The organism is Bacillus sp. AFS002410 (assembly GCF_002556365.1).
GTDB lineage: Bacteria > Bacillota > Bacilli > Bacillales > Bacillaceae_G > Gottfriedia.
Genome location: NZ_NUEU01000083.1, coordinates 23,547 through 42,283, shown reverse-complemented (window position 1 = coordinate 42,283; position 18,737 = coordinate 23,547). Strand labels below are relative to the sequence as shown.

Below are 18,737 nucleotides of genomic sequence, written 5' to 3'. Positions count from 1 at the left end.
CAAATTATAATGTTGTTTTTGCCCAGTCAGCAGCAAATTTTTCGATACCTTGATCTGTTAATGGGTGTTTTGATAATTGCTCGATTACACTGTAAGGAATAGTAGCAATATGTGCACCAGCTAATGCTACACGAGTAACATGGTCAGGGTGACGAACTGATGCAGCAATGATTTGTGCATCTAAGTTATGAACACGGAATAATTCTGCAATTTTAGCAACTAATAATACACCGTCTTCAGAAATATCATCTAAACGTCCTAAGAAAGGAGAAACATAAGTAGCACCTGCTCTAGCTGCTAATAATGCTTGGTTAACAGTGAAGATTAATGTTACGTTTGTTTTAATACCTTTTTTAGTTAAGTAACGACAAGCTTCTAAACCAGCAAGTGTCATTGGTAATTTAATTGTGATATTTTTATCTCCACCATTGATTTTAATAAGCTCATCAGCTTCAGCCATCATTTCTTCAGCAGTTACTGCGTTTGGTGTTACTTCTGCAGAAACAGATTCTACTTCAGGAACTAATTTTAAGATTTCTTCGATACGATCTTCGAATTTAACTCCTTCTTTTGCTACTAAAGATGGGTTTGTTGTTACACCTGATAATACGCCCATTTTGTAAGCTTTTTGAATGTCTGCTACGTTAGCTGTGTCAATAAAAAATTTCATTTTCAATTTCCTCCATTTGTTTAGGGATATTTCTTATTTTATACTTTATTTATTTCTTTTCAACTGCATGTCCACCAAATTCATTACGAAGAGCCGCAACTACTTTACCAGTGAACGTATCGTTATCTAAAGAACGGTAACGCATTAATAATGACATTGCGATTACTGGTGTAGCAGCTTGAAGGTCAAGAGCAGTTTCAATCGTCCATTTTCCTTCACCAGAAGAATGCATAACGCCTCTAATTTCATCAAGTTTTGCATCTTTAGAGAATGCATTTTCAGTTAATTCCATTAACCAAGAACGAATAACTGAACCATTATTCCATACTTTTGCAACTTTTTCATAATCGAAATCAAAGTCACTTTTCTCTAAAACTTCAAACCCTTCACCAATAGCAGCCATCATACCGTATTCGATACCATTATGAACCATTTTCAAGAAATGTCCACTACCAATTTTACCAGCATATAAGTAGCCATTTTCTACTGAAGTATCTTTAAAAATTGGTTCTACAATATCCCAAGCTTCTTGGTCTCCACCAACCATATAACAAGCACCATTACGTGCGCCTTCCATACCGCCAGAAGTACCAGCATCCATGAAACGAATGCCATGTTCTTTTAATTCATCATAACGTCTAATTGATTCTTTATAGTGAGAATTTCCTGCTTCAATAACAATATCGCCCTCTGATAAGAATGGTCTAACGTCATTAATAACAGAATCAACAACACCATGTGGTACCATAATCCAAAGTACACGTGGAGTATCAAGATTTTTAACTAATTCTTCTAGGTTTGTAGTACCAATTGCACCTAAACCTTTCATTTCTTCTACTGCAGCTGCATTTAAATCAAATGCAACTACTTCGTGATTATGATCCATTAAATTTTGACCTAAATTTAAGCCCATTTTACCTAATCCAATTAAACCAACTTTCATTACTTTATCCTCCCAAAATATCTACAGTAATATTATTGTTTTTCTCTAGTTACACTTTTTTATGTTAACAAAATCAATTATTCATTTATTGATTAAGAATTTAACAAAGATTTACTTACATTAACTACATTCTCTGTGCTAAATCCAAATAATGCCATTACTTCATTACCTGTTCCAGATGCTCCAAAAGTCTCAATTGAGATTTTTTTACCTTTGAAACCAACATAACGTTCCCATCCAAGTGAAATACCCATTTCAATAGATACACGGTTTAACATAGTTGATGGTAAAACTGATTCTTTATAATCATCTGATTGTTTATCAAATAATTCCCAACTTGGCATTGCTACTACACGTACTGAGACGTTTTCTTTTTCTAGTTCATTTTTACTATTTACTGCTAATGATACTTCTGAACCAGTAGCGATTAAAATTAAATCAGGTTGGTCATTTGTTTCAGTTAAAACGTAACCACCTTTAGTAAGAAGATCTAATTTACGAGCTGTTTCTTCATATACAGGTAAGTTTTGACGGCTTAATACTAAAGCAATCGGACCTTCTGTGTTTTGTAATGCATAAGCCCAAGCATTAGCTGTTTCATTTGCATCAGAAGGACGAATTACTGTTAAACCAGGAATTGCACGTAAAGCTGCTAAATGTTCAACTGGTTCATGTGTAGGTCCATCTTCGCCAACAGCGATTGAGTCATGTGTAAACACATAAGTTACTGGTAATTTTTGTAGTGATGCTAAACGAATAGAAGGACGTAAATAATCATTAAATACAAAGAATGTACTTACGAAAGGTTTTACTCCACCATGTAATGCCATACCATTTGCTGCTGCACCCATCGCATGCTCACGTACTCCGAAATAAACATTACGTCCAGCATAAGATTCTACTGCAAATTTACTTTCATCTTTAATATCTGTCATTGTTGAATGTGATAAATCTGCGCTTCCACCGAAAATTTCTGGAACTGATTTAATGTAATGATTAATCGCTTCACCACTTGCAACACGAGTAGAAATTGTTTTATTTTCATCAAAAGTTAATAAATCTTCTGCTTCGATTAAAACATCACCTTTAATTGCTTTTTCAAGCTGAGCTGCTAATTCTGGGTAAGCTTCGCGATATGCATTAAATAATTGCTTCCACTCTGCTTCTTTTTCGCTACCTTTTTCTTGGATTTCTTTGAAATGTAACTTAACTTCTTCTGGTACAAAGAAATCTTCTTCGTAGTTCCAAGCGTAGGCTTTCTTCGTTTCTTTCGCTTCTTCAAGACCTAATGGATTACCGTGGGCTTTATTTGTACCAGCCACTTTAGGACTTCCGTATCCGATAATCGTTCTAACTTCAATAATAGTAGGTTGATCTGTGTTTTGTTTAGCAAGTTCGATTGCCTTTGAAATTTCAACATGATCATTACCATCTTCTACTCTTAAATATTGCCAGTTAAATGATTCAGCTCTCTTTTTCATATCTTCTGAATAAGAAAGGTTTAATGTACCATCTAATGAAATATCGTTTGAATCATATAGAACTACTAACTTTCCAAGTTTCATATGACCTGCAAGAGACATAGCTTCGTATGCAACACCTTCCATTAAATCGCCATCACCAACTAATGCATAAGTAAAATGATCAATAATAGAAAGGTCAGTTTTGTTAAATTTACCTGCTAAATGTGCTTCAGCCATTGCCATACCAACTGCAGTAGCAATCCCTTGCCCAAGTGGACCAGTTGTAGCTTCAACGCCATCAGTGTGGCCAAATTCAGGATGACCAGGTGTTTTACTATTTAGTTTACGGAAATCTTTAAGGTCTTCGATTGAAACATCGTAACCTGCAAGATGTAGTAAGCTATATAACATGCTTGAGCCATGGCCAGCTGATAAAACAAAGCGGTCACGGTCAAACCATTTTGAACTTTTTGGGTTATGCTTTAAATGCTCAGCCCATAATGCATATGCCATTGGTGCGGCACCCATTGGTAAACCAGGGTGACCAGAATTAGCTTGATTGATCGCATCAATAGAAAGGGTACGGATTGTATTAATTGATAATGTAGAAATCGAATTCATCGTTTATATGCTCCTTTTTAGGTCTGAATCTTTGTCTTGTTTTTCAATAAAATCTGTATCTAACCACCATTTAAATCCATCTTCTGCTAATAATTCATCTGCAGCTTTTGGACCAAATGAACCAGCTTTATAAGTTTGAAGTGGAACTAAATTCTCTTCAAATGCTTCTAAAATTGGTTGAACCCATTGCCATGATAATTCTACTTCATTCCAATGAGCAAAGAATTTTGAATCTCCTCGTAACGCATCATTTACTAATAATTCATAAGCTTCAGGATGAGCTTCCTTATTAGCAAAATACTGAGCTTGTACAGGTTCAATTTTACCTTCTACGTTTTTACTATTTAAGTAGAATGAAACTCTTTCATTAGGGTTAATTTCAATTACTAATAAATTTGGCCCATTGTTTGAACTGTTCTTGTTAGAAAGGTTTTGAATCGGACTTTTAAATTCAAAAACGATTCGTGTAGATTTTTCTTTCATTCTTTTACCAGTACGGATATAGAATGGTATTCCCTTCCAAAAATCATTTTCAATTAATACTCTTGCTGCTACAAAAGTATCATTTTGTGAAGAGAACTCAATACCTGGTTCCTGTTTATAAGCTACTACTTTCTTACCATTTAGTTCACCAGAACCATACTGCCCACGGACTACATGAGAAGCTACTTCTTCTTTTAATAAAGGACGAAGTGATTCAAGTACTTTTTTCTTCTCAGCTCTCACATCACTTGCAGTATTTTGATTTGAAAGATGCATAGCTGACATCATTAACATTTGTAACATATGATTTTGGAACATATCTCGGATCGCTCCGGATTTATCATAATAACCCGCTCGTTCTTCTACTCCGACAGTTTCACTAGCAGTAATTTGAACATTTGCGATATATTGATTATTCCATAATGCTTGTAAAACCGGATTAGCAAATTCTAGTGCTTCTAGATTTTGAACCATTGGCTTTCCAAGGTAATGATCAATTCTATAAACTTCTTCTTCTTTAAAAGATTTACTTAATTTTTCATTTAATTCTCTAGCTGTTTTTAAATCACGTCCGAATGGCTTTTCAATGATTAGACGTTTCCATCCATTCGTTGTGCCAAGTCCGCTTTCTTTAACATTTGATGCAATTACATCAAAAAATTCAGGTGCTACCGATAAATAAAATAATCTGTTTTCAGGAATGTTTAATTCCATTTCTCTTTCTTTGACTAAATCTAATAATTCAACGAATCCTTCTTTGTTCGTGATATCCAATTTTTGATAACGAATTGAATCTAGAAATTCTTGGACCATCTTTTGGTCTTCTATAGAACGTCTTGAAAAAGTAATTAGTGATTCTTTTACTTGATTCTGAAATTCGTCATGTGAAAAATCTTTTCTTCCAATTCCGATGATTGAAAAAGCATCCGGCATCTTGTCGTCAATATATAAATTATATAAAGCAGGGAAGATTTTTCGTTTTGCTAAATCACCAGTGGCTCCGAACAATACAAATGACATAGAATCCATTAATTAAACCCCCTTTTAGTCGAACTTTTAAATGATTTATAAAAAATATATTTTCAAACGATCTTTAATTTTTATTTAGAGCTAGCTAATGTTAGTTCAAATAATTCATTCCAACTATCTATTCGGAAAATATTTTTTACACAAACATATAATACATGAAAAAAATTTTTCTTTCCAATAAAATGCTTATGTTTCTATTTATTGGTTTTTTTTAATTTCATTAAAAAAGCCTTAATTAACTTTTTAGGTTAATTAAGGCTTTGATTATTATGTTAAAACAATGCGTAAAGTTGTTAAAATTAAACCGATAATAAACCCACAAACAGCTCCGTTAACACGAATCCAAGTTATATCTTTACCGATTTTATTTTCTAGTAAATCGGTTATTTCTTCTGTTGATAATTTTTCAATATTGAATTTTACCAAGTCTGCAATTTTATGATGATATTTTTCAATTGTGTTGATCAATAATTTCTTAAAGCTTTGTTCAACATTTTCAATCCAATTAGAATTTTTTATGAAAGCGAGAATTTTTTCGATTGAATTTAAGATAAAATCCTTATCATTTAACTTATTTCTAAACAAATTAATTGCTTGTTTTACAACATATTCATAGCCTTTATTTTTCCATTCATCTAATTGATGAATGATATTTTCATTCGATTTAGTTTTCTCTGCTTCCAGTCGAATAAAGGATAGGATAAAATTCCTTCGATCACTTTTAGGGTCCTTTAATTCTGTTAGTAAGTCTATTAATCCACTATGTACAAATTCAGTTATCTTTTCTTCACCAATCATTGGTAGAAAAGCTTTTATCATGAAAAACTTACGTTCGATAAACTGAATAATCTCTTTTCCGATTAATTCTTTTATATGTGGTGTGCTGACTGTTTCTTCAATTTTATTAATTAGAAATTCATAAGTTTTTGCATCCCATTCTTTTTCAATTACAGTATCAACAGCATTGCTAAGCAATTTCTGTGAGGATATTGAATTGATTGTCGGTTTAAATGTCGTTAACAGATAATTTTCGATTGTTTCATCCTTTATTGAAGCACCAAATTGTTGGATCGACTCAATCATTTTTGTTCTAGATTCATCATTTTCAAGCAGACGTTCAAATGCACTTAAACCTTGATTAATCCATTCACGCTCTTCTACTTTTTCAATTAAACTTTCTTTACTAAGCCATTGATTATTAAGCGTACTTATTATTCCCTCTGTAATTTTCGCTCTATTTTTAGGCAATAAGGCTGTATGTGGAATAGGTATACCAAGTGGATGACGAAACATTGCCGTTACAGCAAACCAATCCGCAAGACCACCTACTAAAGCTGCCTCAAATCCACCAGAAAGGATCTGTAATAGCTTCGATTGGAACGGCATTGTTGCAGCAAAACCACATGTTGCAACGAATAGTGAAATATTAGCTAGCCGTTTTGAATTTTTCTCTTTCATTAATAAAAATCCTCCTAGATCTATTTGAAAATAGTATATCATTCCTTTTATCTATTTCTAAAATCTTATTTACTAAAATTTATTTATTATTGTTTGAGGTAGTGATTTGAAAGATTACAAATGGAAAGGGAAAAAATATTTTCTGTTTAGCAAAAATAGACTGGAACACGAGCAGTCTTAATAGTATTGATACGATCAACATGAAATATGAATCTATAAAAAACAAACAAAATAGACCACCTATTATAAGCCGGTCTTCTAAATATTTTATTAATTACAAAAATGGATTGAGACACAGACTGTCAATAAACAGTATATGTTTCTATCCATTTTACTACCTCTTCAAATGTTGGTCTTTTATTTTGATCAGTAACCCTAATCTTGAACTGCTCACCACTTAACATCCTTACAAGTTGTTTGAAGTGGGAGATTCTTGGGAACAAAGCATACTTACTAGTGTATTTTTTACCAGCAGAGGTTACTTTTATTTACCAAGCTAACCCCGTAGTTCCTACGGTTTGGCTTCACCTAACGCTAGGTGAAACGTACTCAGCCTGTTTTTTACTGAGGAGTATTACAGTTGTTCTATTTGCGACTCTTGAATGGTGTAGGCGAATGACAACCACCAGACGAGTTCTATTTACGCAACAAGCACTACACTTGAATTCATTCTTTTTCTACAGTATTTACATTCTCTATTGTACAGAATAGTAGCCAAAGAAGAAAGCATTTTGGCTAACACCAACCGTCATTCATCTCCCACCTATTACTTGTGTTATCACACCTTCACATAATTGAGGAAGGAGTCTTCTGTCGGATAATCATAAAGTTAACCACTGTATTATTATCTACAATTAAATCGTAACCATTTATCATTATGAATACACTCGCTGCTAAAAATGCCGTTCGTTTATTACCATCTTTAAAACAATGACCAGTTGCGATATAAAACATATAAACTGCCGCTTTTTCATGTAACGTGGGAAAGCGTTCATATCCGTCAAAGCCAGATGAAGGTAATGCTAGTACAGATTCAAGTCGCCCGATATCACGCCCAGGAATACCACCGTAATCCCTTAATGCGTAATCATGAAGCTCTTCAACTTCTGCTACATCAAGGTATTTGTATATAGCAACGCTCAATTAGTTTTTGCTCAGTCTCTCTAAAGCTTCGCCATTACGAGCTTTGATTTTGTCGTATATAGATTTAATAGTTTTAGTTGTTTCAGCTGGTTTGATAGGTTCTTGTACTTTGTTTGACATATTTTCATCTTCTTTCTTATTCATCGGATAAACCTCCCAAACATCTTTGCTACAAATATATGAATAGGTTCTCCAAGAATATGATTATTTTTTTGTATTGCACAACAAATTGTAGGTACATACAGTCCACTTACTCATCAAACTACTATTTGTAATTAAAATTACATTCGACACTTAATAACTCGTACCTCTTTTAATTTTTAAAATCAATTTATTATCTAATTATTATTAAATGATTAGCGGTGATAATTTTATCGTTTTTAATAATATATTCGCAGCCATTTTACTACTCTCAATTTCTTGTCTAGTTATCAACTTTTTCCAAAGTCATAATTACTGCGGGAAAAAAGTCGTCACATAATATAGTCATTTTATGTATAGGAATCACACCTAAAATTTACCACATTGTGTACTTTTCCACAATGTGGTATGTATGTTTTTTGTGAAAGTTTTATGTATTTTTATTTAGCTAAAAATAGGAATTAAATATCTAATTGCAAACACTAAATAAACATGCTATAAACCTTGTTAAATGACAGTTTAAAGCATGTTTAATGTCTACCCTTATCCATAAATCAAATCCAATTTGTGATATATAACGCCCGATCTTGTGTAAGGAAGATTGCCTTAGAATTACGGAAGGTATATTGCGAATATTGAATTGGTTTTCCCTCAAATTCAAATTGGCAAGGTTTGCTGTTGCGAAGTTTGTCATCGCCTAAATCCATGTATGTAAATTGACCATGTTTTTTATATCCACCATCAATAAGAATTCCATTTTGACGCTGATTAAACAGAAAAGATGCTGCCCCAGAAATATTTGGCGTAAAGACAATGTCTTTTTTATCATTCGTTTTTACCAATTTGAAATCTGTATAATAGTAAAACCATAAGTTATCTTTTGTGTCTATGTTTATCGCATAGCAATCGCAAATATCATATTTCGAGTTTTCCCATAATTTTTTTCCGTCTTTTGTCCATTTTATTAAACCGCTAGCACCAATCGGGTTGTTCCATCTGTTATTTCCAAATACACCTTCATCAAAATAGCTCGTAATAATATTTTGTTGTGAATCAACAAGACATTGTTCAATTCCATCCCCTAAACAGAATTCATTAATCAAGTTACCATCACGGCTCATAATAACAGCATTATTATCGAAAGTACCATTTTTATAAAGGCTAGTCCTAGAGCCTAGCAATAGAATGTACTCACCTATAGGTTCAATGAAATGGATATTGGGTTTTATTTGACCAAAGTTAATACAATTAGCATGTAGCAGGTCACCGTTTGTCCAATCGACAAATAGTTCCATTGCTTTGTAATTTTTTTTACTTGTTGATGATGCTTCACGAACTGCTTCAGGAATTTCCTCAGCAAACAGAATATAAATAGCATGGTTATTACCAATGGATATGGGTGCATATTCTACATCTTGAATTTGAAACTCATCCAGTAGTTGTTTCAAATCAATCTTACTTAAGATTGGAATATTCATGGAAATGTCCCCTATAAATTTATTCAACATTTTCATCATTAAAAACCTCTGAACAAAAGAGGGAGTTTCATAGAGTTACAATCATCTTGTAGTTTCTGTCTTGTAATAATCTGCTTAAAAATTCAATTGAAAATGATGACAAGTTATATCCAGCCTATTTTTAAGATAAAATCTATGTGCGTCATATCGCTGAACCCCAGAATCTAAGTGGAATTGTTCGCAATTATTCTCTTTCGCTTCTTTAATTAACCAATTCCATAAAAGCTGTGCATAGCCGTTTTTACGATGGCTTTCATTAGTTATTAAATCATCCACATAAAAATATTTACCCCATGCTAATGATTCAGTCATACGATAGCCAGCAACCGCTGTTACTTCTTCATTTTCAACTACAGCTACAAGATGATAATGATTTGAATTTATTAATCTGTTAATCGTCTCAACATATTTATCTTCTCTTAAATGTGGACGTAATTGATTGACTGTTTGAAACGTTTTCAAAATATCTGAATTACTTTTCATTAATTTTATTTCTGCCATCTTTTCCCTCTCCTATTCACATATATAATCTTCCATAAAAATACCAAATATTGTTATATATTTTATCATTTTTATGAAATGATTTGTTATATATTTTAGGTTTAAGGTTCAAATCCTTTTTGACTTATAAAAAGCTGATTTTCCGAAAAGTATTTTTTAAAGCGTTCATAAACTAGCAGATAAGCTTCTGAATCATACCATTCTTCTAATTTATGCTCTTTATATTTCGTCTCTATACCAAGGCGTGTTGTCCGTTTTCCTCCACTCCCATCACCCATAAAAAAATCATCTATACAAACTCTATTAACAATTTTCGACAACTTTATTGGGAAATCCTCACTACTAGGTAAAACTGGAGCAATTGTAGCTTGTGTTGGAATCCCCTCTTTCGCAAGCTCTTCTAAAGTTTTTAATCGTGCATTAATAGGAGGAGCGAAAGGTGAAAAAATCTTTCTTATTTCATCTAAATCCGTTTCAATCGTCATACTTACGCGTACTTTATTTTTGAATAGCTTTAAAAGATCAATATCTCTTTTTACAAGCGGACTTCTTGTTTGTACAAATAAGAAATCAGGCTGATGTTGAAGCATAGTTTCTAATAAGCTTCTGGTCAATCTTTCTTTATTCTCAACTGGTTGATAAGGGTCAGTACTTGAAGACATGAAAATAGTCACTTCACCTTTACTTTTAGCCCTTTTCAGTTCTTTTTCCAATACTATAGCTGCATTTTGCTTAATATCAACCCAACTACCCCATTCTTTTTTTCGAAAAAGTGATACTGGCATCTGCCTTACATAGCAGTATGAACAAGCAAATGAGCAACCGGTGTATGGATTTAAGGAGTGCGTATATCCTGCAAGGAAACCGGTTCCTTTATTCAGTATTGTTTTAGGATTTTTATAGAATAGTTCACTATTCATCCGTCCAACTCCTTAAAGGCATCTCGATTAATAGATGGATTCAATTTTTAAAAGACTCTTTTTCATATCTAAGCCACCTCGATAACCTGATAAAGCACCATTTTTTCCGATCACACGATGGCAAGGAATAATGATTAATAATGGATTGGCACCGATCGCTGTCCCGACTGCTCGAACAGATTTCGGCTTATTGATCGTTGCAGCAATGTCTGAATATGTTTTTGTTTCTCCATAATTGATCGAGCGAAGCGCATTCCAGACATCATTTTGAAAGGCTGTCCCCCGAAAATCCACGTTTAGATTAAAATCAATTCGCTCGCCATTTAAAAATTCAATAATCTCTTTCTTATAAACTTCCAGTTGCACTTCATCATTTACCATTTCTATTTTTGGAAAGTATTTCTCTTTAAATAATAGTAATTCTTGCTTCGCTCCATTTTGAGAACCTACAAAACATAGTCCTTTATTTGTTGCTGCTATATAAATGTTCCATTCTTTATGATTTACGATTGTCCAATATAAATTATCATTTGAGTTTACATTCATTTTCAATCTCCCCTTACCACTCATTTGTTCGCCAGCTAATCTACTGTTTATTATAAACATAAAAAATTCTGATGGACGGTTTATCGAATGAAAGAGCAAGAATTTGAAAATTTATTTCAAAGCATTTAAAAAGTGATATTCTATTTTTACTCTTTCTTATCAATTAAATCTTGTACTAATTTCTCTGCAGCACTTCTATATAAATTACTCATATTGACGAAAGAAGTAATGAGAAGTAATTGCTCAATATATTCCTTTATTTCATCATCGATTTGTTCTAACTCTATATTTACGTTTTCAACAGAAGTTTGTAGATCGATTTTAAACTTATCCAAATTTATTTCATTTAAATGTAAAAAACTAGTATAAACATCATCAATATTCAATTGATTATTATCTAAAATTCTCTGATTTAAGCCATTTAACGTTTCTTTTATATCATTGATCGAAAGTGCACCTTTTAAGTGATAAATTAGACTAATTAATATAATATGGTTCTTCGTATATTTCTTATTTTTAATCGGGAAAAGCAGTTTCGCTTTCGCGTAATTATTGATCATTGTTTTAGTTAGTACTTTTTCATTAGCATCCGTTTTTGCAAACTTATTATCAAATAACTGGATTACTTGATCCATATATAGATCTAAATTTGGGACATCATCTAATAATATTTTTTTGTCTAAATCCAATTCTTGAATTATATCAGTTATATTTTTCATTTTTAATCCTCTAACTTTTGTCATTATTAACGTTATTTTATCACAAAATATTCACACTTTAAACACTTGACTACATAACCTTGTTAATGATAACTTTATATGTAGTTATTAAAACTACATAACATAGTTGGAGGAGATAAACTTGGAGAACTACATGCGTGAACCTATTAATTCTTTAACTCATTTAGTCGGGGCTGTTTTATCACTATTCGGTTTAATAGCGATGATTTTTAAATCTACTTTATCTGGTGGGAGTATTTTACAAACATCTGCTGTCGTCGCATTTGGTATAAGTATGATCCTTCTCTATTCGGCATCAACTACATATCATATGGCAAAAGCCAGCGATAAACTAATCGCTTTTTTAAGAAGAATGGATCATTCAATGATTTTCATCTTAATCGCTGGTACATATACTCCTTTTTGTATCATTAGTCTAAATGGGAAAATTGGATGGATTATGTTTTCAATCGTAACTTTTATCGCTTTTTGTGGCGTTTTATTTAAATTAATTTGGTTTAGTTGTCCAAGATGGTTATCTACTACTCTATATATCGCTTTAGGTTGGGTAATTATTATTGCTTCAGCACCTTTAACTGATGCAATCAGTATAAAAGGAATGTTCGCATTAATTTTAGGCGGAATTTTCTATACTGTTGGTGGAGTCATTTATGGAGTTAAACCCAAATTTTTATCTTTTAAAAACTGGGGATTCCATGAAATCTTTCATATTTTTATTATGCTAGGAACACTAAGTCACTTCTTCTGTGTTTACTACTTTGTCATTTAATCATGATAAAAAACCATCCATTCGGACAAAATGGATGGTTTTTGCTTATTTTAAAATGCCTGTTCCAACTATACTTACTTCCACTTTTGGTTTAATTGTAATTTTAGCATAGTCTTTGTTCCAATCCAGTTTTTTCCACACTTCCGGATGAAATGAAATTAACTGTCTACCAATTCCTAATACATCGCAATTTGATTCCTGAAGGGTCTTAATGACTTTCTCTGCTTTTTTTGTTAATTGCTTTGATAATTCTTTGTTTAACTTATTAATTTCCTTTTTTGAATCTAATTCATCATGTGCGTACTCAAGAGTATTAACCTCTAGTTTTAAATTTAATTTTACGGTTATTTTATTTTCTTTTGAAACTTCAATATTCATTTTTGGCTGATTTTTTTTCACTTGAATCGAAATATATCTTTCTCTAATGTCTTTTTCTTTCGGATTCACTTCAAGATTAAACCTTGCGTACTTCTTCAATTGATTTTTAAATAATAGCAGCAAGGTAGGCTCATCATCTAAAAGATTATACCCTGTATATTTTTGGCCGTTAAATAAAGCTAAGCCGGATATATCGATTAAATTTTGATCAACTTTTTCAATAAGTGGCAAAACAATATCCTCACCTGGGTCGAACATAATGGTACAGATCGTTTGAACATTCTCAATTGGCACTATAGTGTGGCTTTCTGCGGTTGTTATGAGATCTAAAAGTTCTTCGCTTACAAGCGATTCCTCTACTTTATTTAGCTTTAAAATCTCTTCTGCTCTCCCCATAGCTACAATAACTTTAGCTCCTAAAGAACTTCTAGGATCCCTATAAACAACATCGAATATTGGATAAATATCCTGTTTTGCCAAATCATTTCCTAGTAGTAGTACTCTTGTTTTATTCGTGGCATAATCACCTGATACTTTTCGAGTAACTTTTAATCTTGAATCACTTGTTGTTTTTCCAGTAGCGTCAACAATAACATTTGTTGTCTTAACTTGTGATGGATCACTACTTCCTTGACTATTTGTTTTAATGACAGATGTTACAAGAATATTATCATCCTCTTCTAAATCATATCCCATACTATAAACTAATTTAGATTCTTTAAGAAGTCTTTGATCCCAACAACTTGTTAAAGGCAAAATACATAGTAAAGAGATAACTACTAATTTATACTTCATATAAATTACCAAGCTCTTTCTTTTTTCTAATATACGAAATAATTAATAAGATTAAAGGAATAAAAAAGATGAAAAAATAGCTTGAATAAGAAAGAAATGTCCCAAATTTCATAATAAATTCTTCACTTTGTGGTATAAAAAGGCAGAAGATTGCTAATGAAAGTCCCGTAAAAAAAGTTGTTTTACTATGGTTTTTAAATTTTAAAAGTTTACTGATTCCGAAACTAGTTAAATATAAATAAGTCACTACGGAAGTCAAAATTGGTACAACCCATATAGAAAGAAAAACTAGATCTAATCTTTCAATCACTTCATAAGATAATGATTTTAACAAATATAAAATTGGCTCAGGGACAATTGAAATTTCCGCTTTGCTAAAACTCATATAACTTGTAATTAAAAAAAATGTATACAATAGAGTTACAAAACTAATGGAAATCGTTCCAGCTTTCAAAATTTTGCTAGGATTTGCTTTTATATGTGGAAATAATACTAAAATAAACTCAAAACCCATCATTGAATTTAGCGCATCATGAGCACCAAGAAAGATGTTTTTAACACCCGCTTGTCCGATTGGAAATATATATCGATAATTTACATTATTGTAAGAACAAATCTCTAAGAAAATTAAAAAAAATATTAAAATACATACGAAAGTAAAAAATCGTGCAATTATTTTCATATTTTCTTTCGCTAAGTATACTCCTGTACCAACAATAAAAAGAATTAAGACAAAAGGTGGTGTAAATGTTAAAATCCATTTTTTAAGGGTTGAAATAGTTACCACTACGATAAAAATCGATACCATGAAGAAAAATAATATGTAAAGATAGGATATAAAAACTCCAATATATTTCCCAACAATTTTCGATGAATATTCATATATCGTATCCTTCGGAAATCGTTTACCAAGTAACCACATGATAAGTAATAGTAAATACACCCCGATTCCAGCAACTAATACAGAAATCCAACCATCATGTCCTGCATGTTTATGGACTACATATGGTAGCGAAAGTAAAGCTACTCCAATTTGAGCTTGAATGATGACAAATGTAAATTGTGAAATGGAAATCATCTTTTCATTTTTCATCATTTTCCCATCCTCTAGAATTATTTTCTCGATTAAATTTCTTTGGTAAAGGTGCAAACGGTCTCTTTTTCATTTTCCATAACGGAGCACGAACTACTGTATCTTTAAGATCTGCTTTTCTAAACGGAGCAAATGGCGCAAAATAGGGTGATCCGAACGATTCTAGTTTGCATAGATGAATTAATATAATACTAAGACCAAATACAATCCCAATTAGCCCTATTAACGATGCTGCAAACATTAATGGAAAACCAAGTAACCTGACTGAAGTTCCGATCTCATTGTCTGGAACAACAAATGATGCTATTGCTGTCAGTGAAATGACGACAATCATCGTATTTGAAACTAAATTCGCCTGTACGACCGCAGTTCCAATTACTAAACCACCAACAACGCCTAATGTTTGTGCGATAGGATTTGGAAGGCGTATTGCTGATTCTCTAAGTAATTCTAACGTTATTTGCATTCCTAGAGCTTCAACTAATGGTGGATATGGTACGTTCTCTAGTGAACTTTTTACATTAAATACAAGATCTATTGGAATAATTTCAAAATGAAAAGAGACTAGTGCGATATATAATGCAGGTAATGAAATAGCAATTAAAAAACTAACCAATCTTAATATACGTGCAAATGATGCGACCATCCATCGGCTATTATAGTCATCTGGTGATTGATAAAATGAAAAAAACGTTATTGGTAAAACAAGTGCAGAAGGACTACCATCTGTTAAAATAGCAATTTTCCCTTCCATTAAATTGCCTGCTATTCGATCAGATCGCTCTGTTGTCAGTAACTGTGGAAACGGTGAATACGGATTGTCTTCTATGAATTCCTCAAGATTACCTGGGGAATGTACATAATCAACATCTACATATGAAAGTCTTCTATGTACTTCCTTAACAAGGTCCTCATTTGCAATCGTATCAATATATAAGACTGCTAAGCATGTATCAGATTCTACACCTAACGATAAAGTTTTCACAACAAGATTAGGGTTACTAATTCTTCGTCTAATTTGATTAATGTTTGTAATGATACACTCTACTAAACCATCATGAGAGCCTCTAATCGTTTGTTCACTACTAGGCTGTTCAATGGATCTATTTTCAAATGAAGTAGTTTCTAAAATAAATACACTTTTTTCATCTTCTATGAAAATGACCGTTTTGCCTTTTACTATACTTAGAATACATTCATCAAACGAATCCGAACTTTTAACATCTTTAATTGCCACCGTATTTGGAATCGTATCCTTTGAATTATTAATGATTTGTTGAATAACTTGTGTTTCTAACGTTTCCCTACCTACAATTGTATTAATATAGACAACTACAATCTTCTTATCTTGAAACATTAAATTACGTGTAGTTAAATCACTTGAATTCAATAATGATTTTTTTACATTTTCAATATTTAGATCCAGATTCCCACTTATTACAATATTGGAATTTTGATAATTTTGTTTATATTTATTCGAACGCATATAGCAATTCACCCAATTTCCAAACTCATACAATAAATTAGCTTTATTTTGCGTTAAATAATGCTTATTATTCATTTGTGAATTCCTTTATCTGTCTATCTTATTAGTTTGTATAAAAAAAAGAGCGATCCTTTAAGTCGAAGTTGACTTTTAAGATCACTCTTAATTTATTTACTTATTCATTCACTTTTTTCTTCCAAATTCCTAGCATAATGGCAGTGATAATTGAGCCAATCAGAATGGCTAGTATATACAATAATGGTTTATTTACTAATGGAATAACGAAAGCTCCTCCGTGTGGTGCCGGCAGTGTAATCCCAAATGCCATAGCAAGTCCACCCGCAATTGAAGAACCTACAACTGAACTTACAATTACACGTACTGGGTCAGCTGCAGCAAATGGTATTGCTCCTTCAGTAATGAATGAAATACCCATAATATAGTTTGTAATACCTGATTTACGTTCCATTTCAGTAAACTTAGATTTAAAAATCGTCGTTGCAAATGCGATACCTAACGGAGGTACCATACCACCTGCCATTACAGCAGCGTGTGGTCCAAAATTATTTGCAGCTATTGCTGCGATACCAAATGTGAATGCCGCTTTGTTAATCGGTCCACCCATATCAACAGCCATCATACCACCTAAAAGTAATCCTAGAAGAATTGCATTTCCTCCATTTAAACTATTTAACCAATGCGTTAATGCTGTATTTAAAAATGTTACTGGAGGATTCACTACTAATTCCATTAAAATTCCAGTAATTAATAATCCAAATACTGGATATAAAAGAACTGGTTTAATACCTTCTAATGAATTCGGTAATTTTGAAAAGACTTTCTTTAGACCAAGTACAACATAACCAGCTAAGAAACCTGCAATTAAACCACCTAAGAAACCTGCACCAGCGCTTGAAGCTAAAAATCCTCCAACTACACCAGGTACGAATCCAGGTCGATCTGCAATCGAACTAGCAATGAAACCTGCTAATATAGGAACTAAATAACTAAATGCCCCAGTTCCACCAATTTTCATTAATAATTCAGCAATTGGACCTTTTGTATGAATTCCTCCAAATGCAAAAGCTAACGCAATTAGAATTCCTCCTCCAACTACAAAAGGTAGCATATTACTAACACCGTTCATTAAGTGTTTATAGATGCCAGAACCTTGTTTAGTTGAAGATGCGCCAGAACCATTATTAGTCGCATGAAAAATTGGCGCATCTTGCTTAACAGCTCTCTCTAATAATTCTTTTGATTTACGAATCCCATCTGCAACGGGTACTTGTATAACATGTTTCCCATCAAAACGGTTTACTTCAACTTGTTTATCAGCAGCTACTATAATAGCTGATGCTCTACTAATTTCATCCCTTGTTAGTTGATTTTTAATTCCTGTTGAACCATTTGTTTCAACTTTAATATCTATATTTAATTCTCTTGCTTTTGCTTTTAAAGCATCCGCTGCCATATACGTGTGAGCAATTCCTGTTGGACACGCTGTTACTGCAAGTACTAAAGGTCGTGTAGAATCTTTTGCAACAGTTTCTGGTTCTTCATTTTCAGCATTTAATGATTTTTCTTTTTGATCGATTAGTTCGATTATTTCATTTGCATTTGATGCATTTAATAATGATTTTCGGAATTCCTCATCCATTAATAATGATGAAAGTCGCGATAATGTTTCTAAATGTGCATTGTTCGCTCCCTCACTTGCAGCAATCATAAAAAATAAGTGAGCTGGTTGACCATCAAGAGATTCATAGTCAATTCCTTCTTTTGAACGCCCAAATGCAATTGCAGGAGTTTTAACAGCCGCAGTTTTTGCATGTGGAATTGCAATCCCTTCACCAATTCCTGTTGTACTTTGACCTTCACGTGTTAAAATTGCTTCTTTAAACTGTTGTTTATCATTTAATTTCCCTGATTGATTTAATACTTCTACTAATTCATCAATTACATTCATTTTTGATGATGCATATAAATCAATGAGAACCGTATCTATTTTAAGTAATTCTGTTATTCTCATAACTCGTCC

The 18,737-nt window shown here is 32.4% G+C and carries 17 protein-coding genes; 1 reads left to right on the top strand and 16 read right to left on the bottom strand.

Features of this window, described 5'->3' with window-relative positions; all coding sequences use genetic code 11:
* Positions 1–4 precede the first annotated feature (4 nt).
* The 12 genes from fsa to CN692_RS21405 all read right to left on the bottom strand — a co-directional run bounded on the left by fsa (position 5) and on the right by CN692_RS21405 (position 12,154).
* Positions 5–670 carry a fructose-6-phosphate aldolase gene (fsa, locus tag CN692_RS21455; protein WP_098121164.1) on the bottom strand — a complete coding sequence of 222 codons (666 nt, stop codon included), beginning with the start codon at positions 668–670 and terminating at the stop codon, positions 5–7.
* A gap of 49 nt (positions 671–719) precedes the next feature.
* Entirely contained in the window at positions 720–1,613 is an 894-nt protein-coding gene (gene gnd / locus CN692_RS21450; protein WP_098121163.1) for a phosphogluconate dehydrogenase (NAD(+)-dependent, decarboxylating), read from the bottom strand.
* Positions 1,614–1,705: 92 nt separating this feature from the next.
* Positions 1,706–3,697, bottom strand: coding sequence for a transketolase (tkt, locus tag CN692_RS21445; RefSeq protein WP_098121162.1), 1,992 nt, complete (start codon positions 3,695–3,697; stop codon positions 1,706–1,708).
* Positions 3,698–3,700: 3 nt separating this feature from the next.
* Entirely contained in the window at positions 3,701–5,209 is a 1,509-nt protein-coding gene (gene zwf / locus CN692_RS21440; protein ID WP_098121161.1) for a glucose-6-phosphate dehydrogenase, read from the bottom strand.
* A gap of 267 nt (positions 5,210–5,476) precedes the next feature.
* Positions 5,477–6,667 carry a DUF445 domain-containing protein gene (locus CN692_RS21435; protein WP_179874509.1) on the bottom strand — a complete coding sequence of 397 codons (1,191 nt, stop codon included), beginning with the start codon at positions 6,665–6,667 and terminating at the stop codon, positions 5,477–5,479.
* A gap of 786 nt (positions 6,668–7,453) precedes the next feature.
* Positions 7,454–7,810 (bottom strand): type II toxin-antitoxin system death-on-curing family toxin, encoded by a 357-nt coding sequence (locus tag CN692_RS21430; protein ID WP_098121159.1) that lies wholly within the window; start codon positions 7,808–7,810, stop codon positions 7,454–7,456.
* The gene (locus CN692_RS26295; protein ID WP_179874508.1) at positions 7,811–7,954 is read right to left on the bottom strand and encodes a hypothetical protein; all 144 of its coding nucleotides are present in this window, start codon (positions 7,952–7,954) and stop codon (positions 7,811–7,813) included.
* A gap of 551 nt (positions 7,955–8,505) precedes the next feature.
* Positions 8,506–9,429, bottom strand: a complete 924-nt coding sequence (locus CN692_RS21425; RefSeq protein ID WP_098121158.1) for a hypothetical protein — start codon at positions 9,427–9,429, stop codon at positions 8,506–8,508.
* Between the two features lie 114 nt (positions 9,430–9,543).
* Positions 9,544–9,969, bottom strand: a complete 426-nt coding sequence (locus CN692_RS21420; RefSeq protein WP_098121157.1) for a GNAT family N-acetyltransferase — start codon at positions 9,967–9,969, stop codon at positions 9,544–9,546.
* A gap of 101 nt (positions 9,970–10,070) precedes the next feature.
* Positions 10,071–10,889, bottom strand: coding sequence for an SPL family radical SAM protein (locus CN692_RS21415; RefSeq protein ID WP_098121156.1), 819 nt, complete (start codon positions 10,887–10,889; stop codon positions 10,071–10,073).
* A 27-nt stretch (positions 10,890–10,916) separates the two neighbouring features.
* The gene (locus tag CN692_RS21410) at positions 10,917–11,435 is read right to left on the bottom strand and encodes a methylated-DNA--[protein]-cysteine S-methyltransferase (protein ID WP_098121155.1); all 519 of its coding nucleotides are present in this window, start codon (positions 11,433–11,435) and stop codon (positions 10,917–10,919) included.
* Positions 11,436–11,581: 146 nt separating this feature from the next.
* Entirely contained in the window at positions 11,582–12,154 is a 573-nt protein-coding gene (locus CN692_RS21405) for a DUF1836 domain-containing protein (protein ID WP_098121154.1), read from the bottom strand.
* 142 nt (positions 12,155–12,296) lie between these two features.
* Here CN692_RS21405 and trhA point away from each other — a divergent pair, with 142 nt between their 5' ends.
* Positions 12,297–12,944 carry a PAQR family membrane homeostasis protein TrhA gene (gene trhA / locus CN692_RS21400; protein WP_098121153.1) on the top strand — a complete coding sequence of 216 codons (648 nt, stop codon included), beginning with the start codon at positions 12,297–12,299 and terminating at the stop codon, positions 12,942–12,944.
* Positions 12,945–12,989: 45 nt separating this feature from the next.
* Here the strand turns inward: trhA and CN692_RS21395 are convergent, their stop codons facing one another.
* The 4 genes from CN692_RS21395 to CN692_RS21380 all read right to left on the bottom strand — a co-directional run bounded on the left by CN692_RS21395 (position 12,990) and on the right by CN692_RS21380 (position 18,728).
* Positions 12,990–14,117, bottom strand: coding sequence for a Ger(x)C family spore germination protein (locus tag CN692_RS21395; RefSeq protein WP_098121152.1), 1,128 nt, complete (start codon positions 14,115–14,117; stop codon positions 12,990–12,992).
* Positions 14,107–15,210 (bottom strand): GerAB/ArcD/ProY family transporter, encoded by a 1,104-nt coding sequence (locus CN692_RS21390; protein WP_179874507.1) that lies wholly within the window; start codon positions 15,208–15,210, stop codon positions 14,107–14,109. The genes CN692_RS21395 and CN692_RS21390 overlap by 11 nt, the downstream gene beginning before the upstream one ends.
* Entirely contained in the window at positions 15,200–16,771 is a 1,572-nt protein-coding gene (locus CN692_RS21385; RefSeq protein WP_257131628.1) for a spore germination protein, read from the bottom strand. The genes CN692_RS21390 and CN692_RS21385 overlap by 11 nt, the downstream gene beginning before the upstream one ends.
* 100 nt (positions 16,772–16,871) lie before the next feature.
* Positions 16,872–18,728 (bottom strand): PTS fructose transporter subunit IIABC, encoded by a 1,857-nt coding sequence (locus tag CN692_RS21380; protein ID WP_098121150.1) that lies wholly within the window; start codon positions 18,726–18,728, stop codon positions 16,872–16,874.
* Positions 18,729–18,737 lie beyond the last annotated feature (9 nt).

Excerpts from the sequence above, each read along its gene's own strand:
- fsa (WP_098121164.1), bottom strand. The coding sequence starts at position 670 with ATGAAATTTTTTATTGACACAGCTAACGTAGCAGACATTCAAAAAGCT.
- gnd (WP_098121163.1), bottom strand. The coding sequence starts at position 1,613 with ATGAAAGTTGGTTTAATTGGATTAGGTAAAATGGGCTTAAATTTAGGT.
- tkt (WP_098121162.1), bottom strand. The coding sequence starts at position 3,697 with ATGAATTCGATTTCTACATTATCAATTAATACAATCCGTACCCTTTCT.
- zwf (WP_098121161.1), bottom strand. The coding sequence starts at position 5,209 with ATGGATTCTATGTCATTTGTATTGTTCGGAGCCACTGGTGATTTAGCA.
- CN692_RS21435 (WP_179874509.1), bottom strand. The coding sequence starts at position 6,667 with ATGAAAGAGAAAAATTCAAAACGGCTAGCTAATATTTCACTATTCGTT.
- CN692_RS26295 (WP_179874508.1), bottom strand. The coding sequence starts at position 7,954 with ATGAATAAGAAAGAAGATGAAAATATGTCAAACAAAGTACAAGAACCT.
- CN692_RS21425 (WP_098121158.1), bottom strand. The coding sequence starts at position 9,429 with ATGAATATTCCAATCTTAAGTAAGATTGATTTGAAACAACTACTGGAT.
- CN692_RS21420 (WP_098121157.1), bottom strand. The coding sequence starts at position 9,969 with ATGGCAGAAATAAAATTAATGAAAAGTAATTCAGATATTTTGAAAACG.
- CN692_RS21415 (WP_098121156.1), bottom strand. The coding sequence starts at position 10,889 with ATGAATAGTGAACTATTCTATAAAAATCCTAAAACAATACTGAATAAA.
- CN692_RS21410 (WP_098121155.1), bottom strand. The coding sequence starts at position 11,435 with ATGAATGTAAACTCAAATGATAATTTATATTGGACAATCGTAAATCAT.
- CN692_RS21405 (WP_098121154.1), bottom strand. The coding sequence starts at position 12,154 with ATGAAAAATATAACTGATATAATTCAAGAATTGGATTTAGACAAAAAA.
- CN692_RS21395 (WP_098121152.1), bottom strand. The coding sequence starts at position 14,117 with ATGAAGTATAAATTAGTAGTTATCTCTTTACTATGTATTTTGCCTTTA.
- CN692_RS21390 (WP_179874507.1), bottom strand. The coding sequence starts at position 15,210 with ATGAAAAATGAAAAGATGATTTCCATTTCACAATTTACATTTGTCATC.
- CN692_RS21385 (WP_257131628.1), bottom strand. The coding sequence starts at position 16,771 with ATGAATAATAAGCATTATTTAACGCAAAATAAAGCTAATTTATTGTAT.
- CN692_RS21380 (WP_098121150.1), bottom strand. The coding sequence starts at position 18,728 with ATGAGAATAACAGAATTACTTAAAATAGATACGGTTCTCATTGATTTA.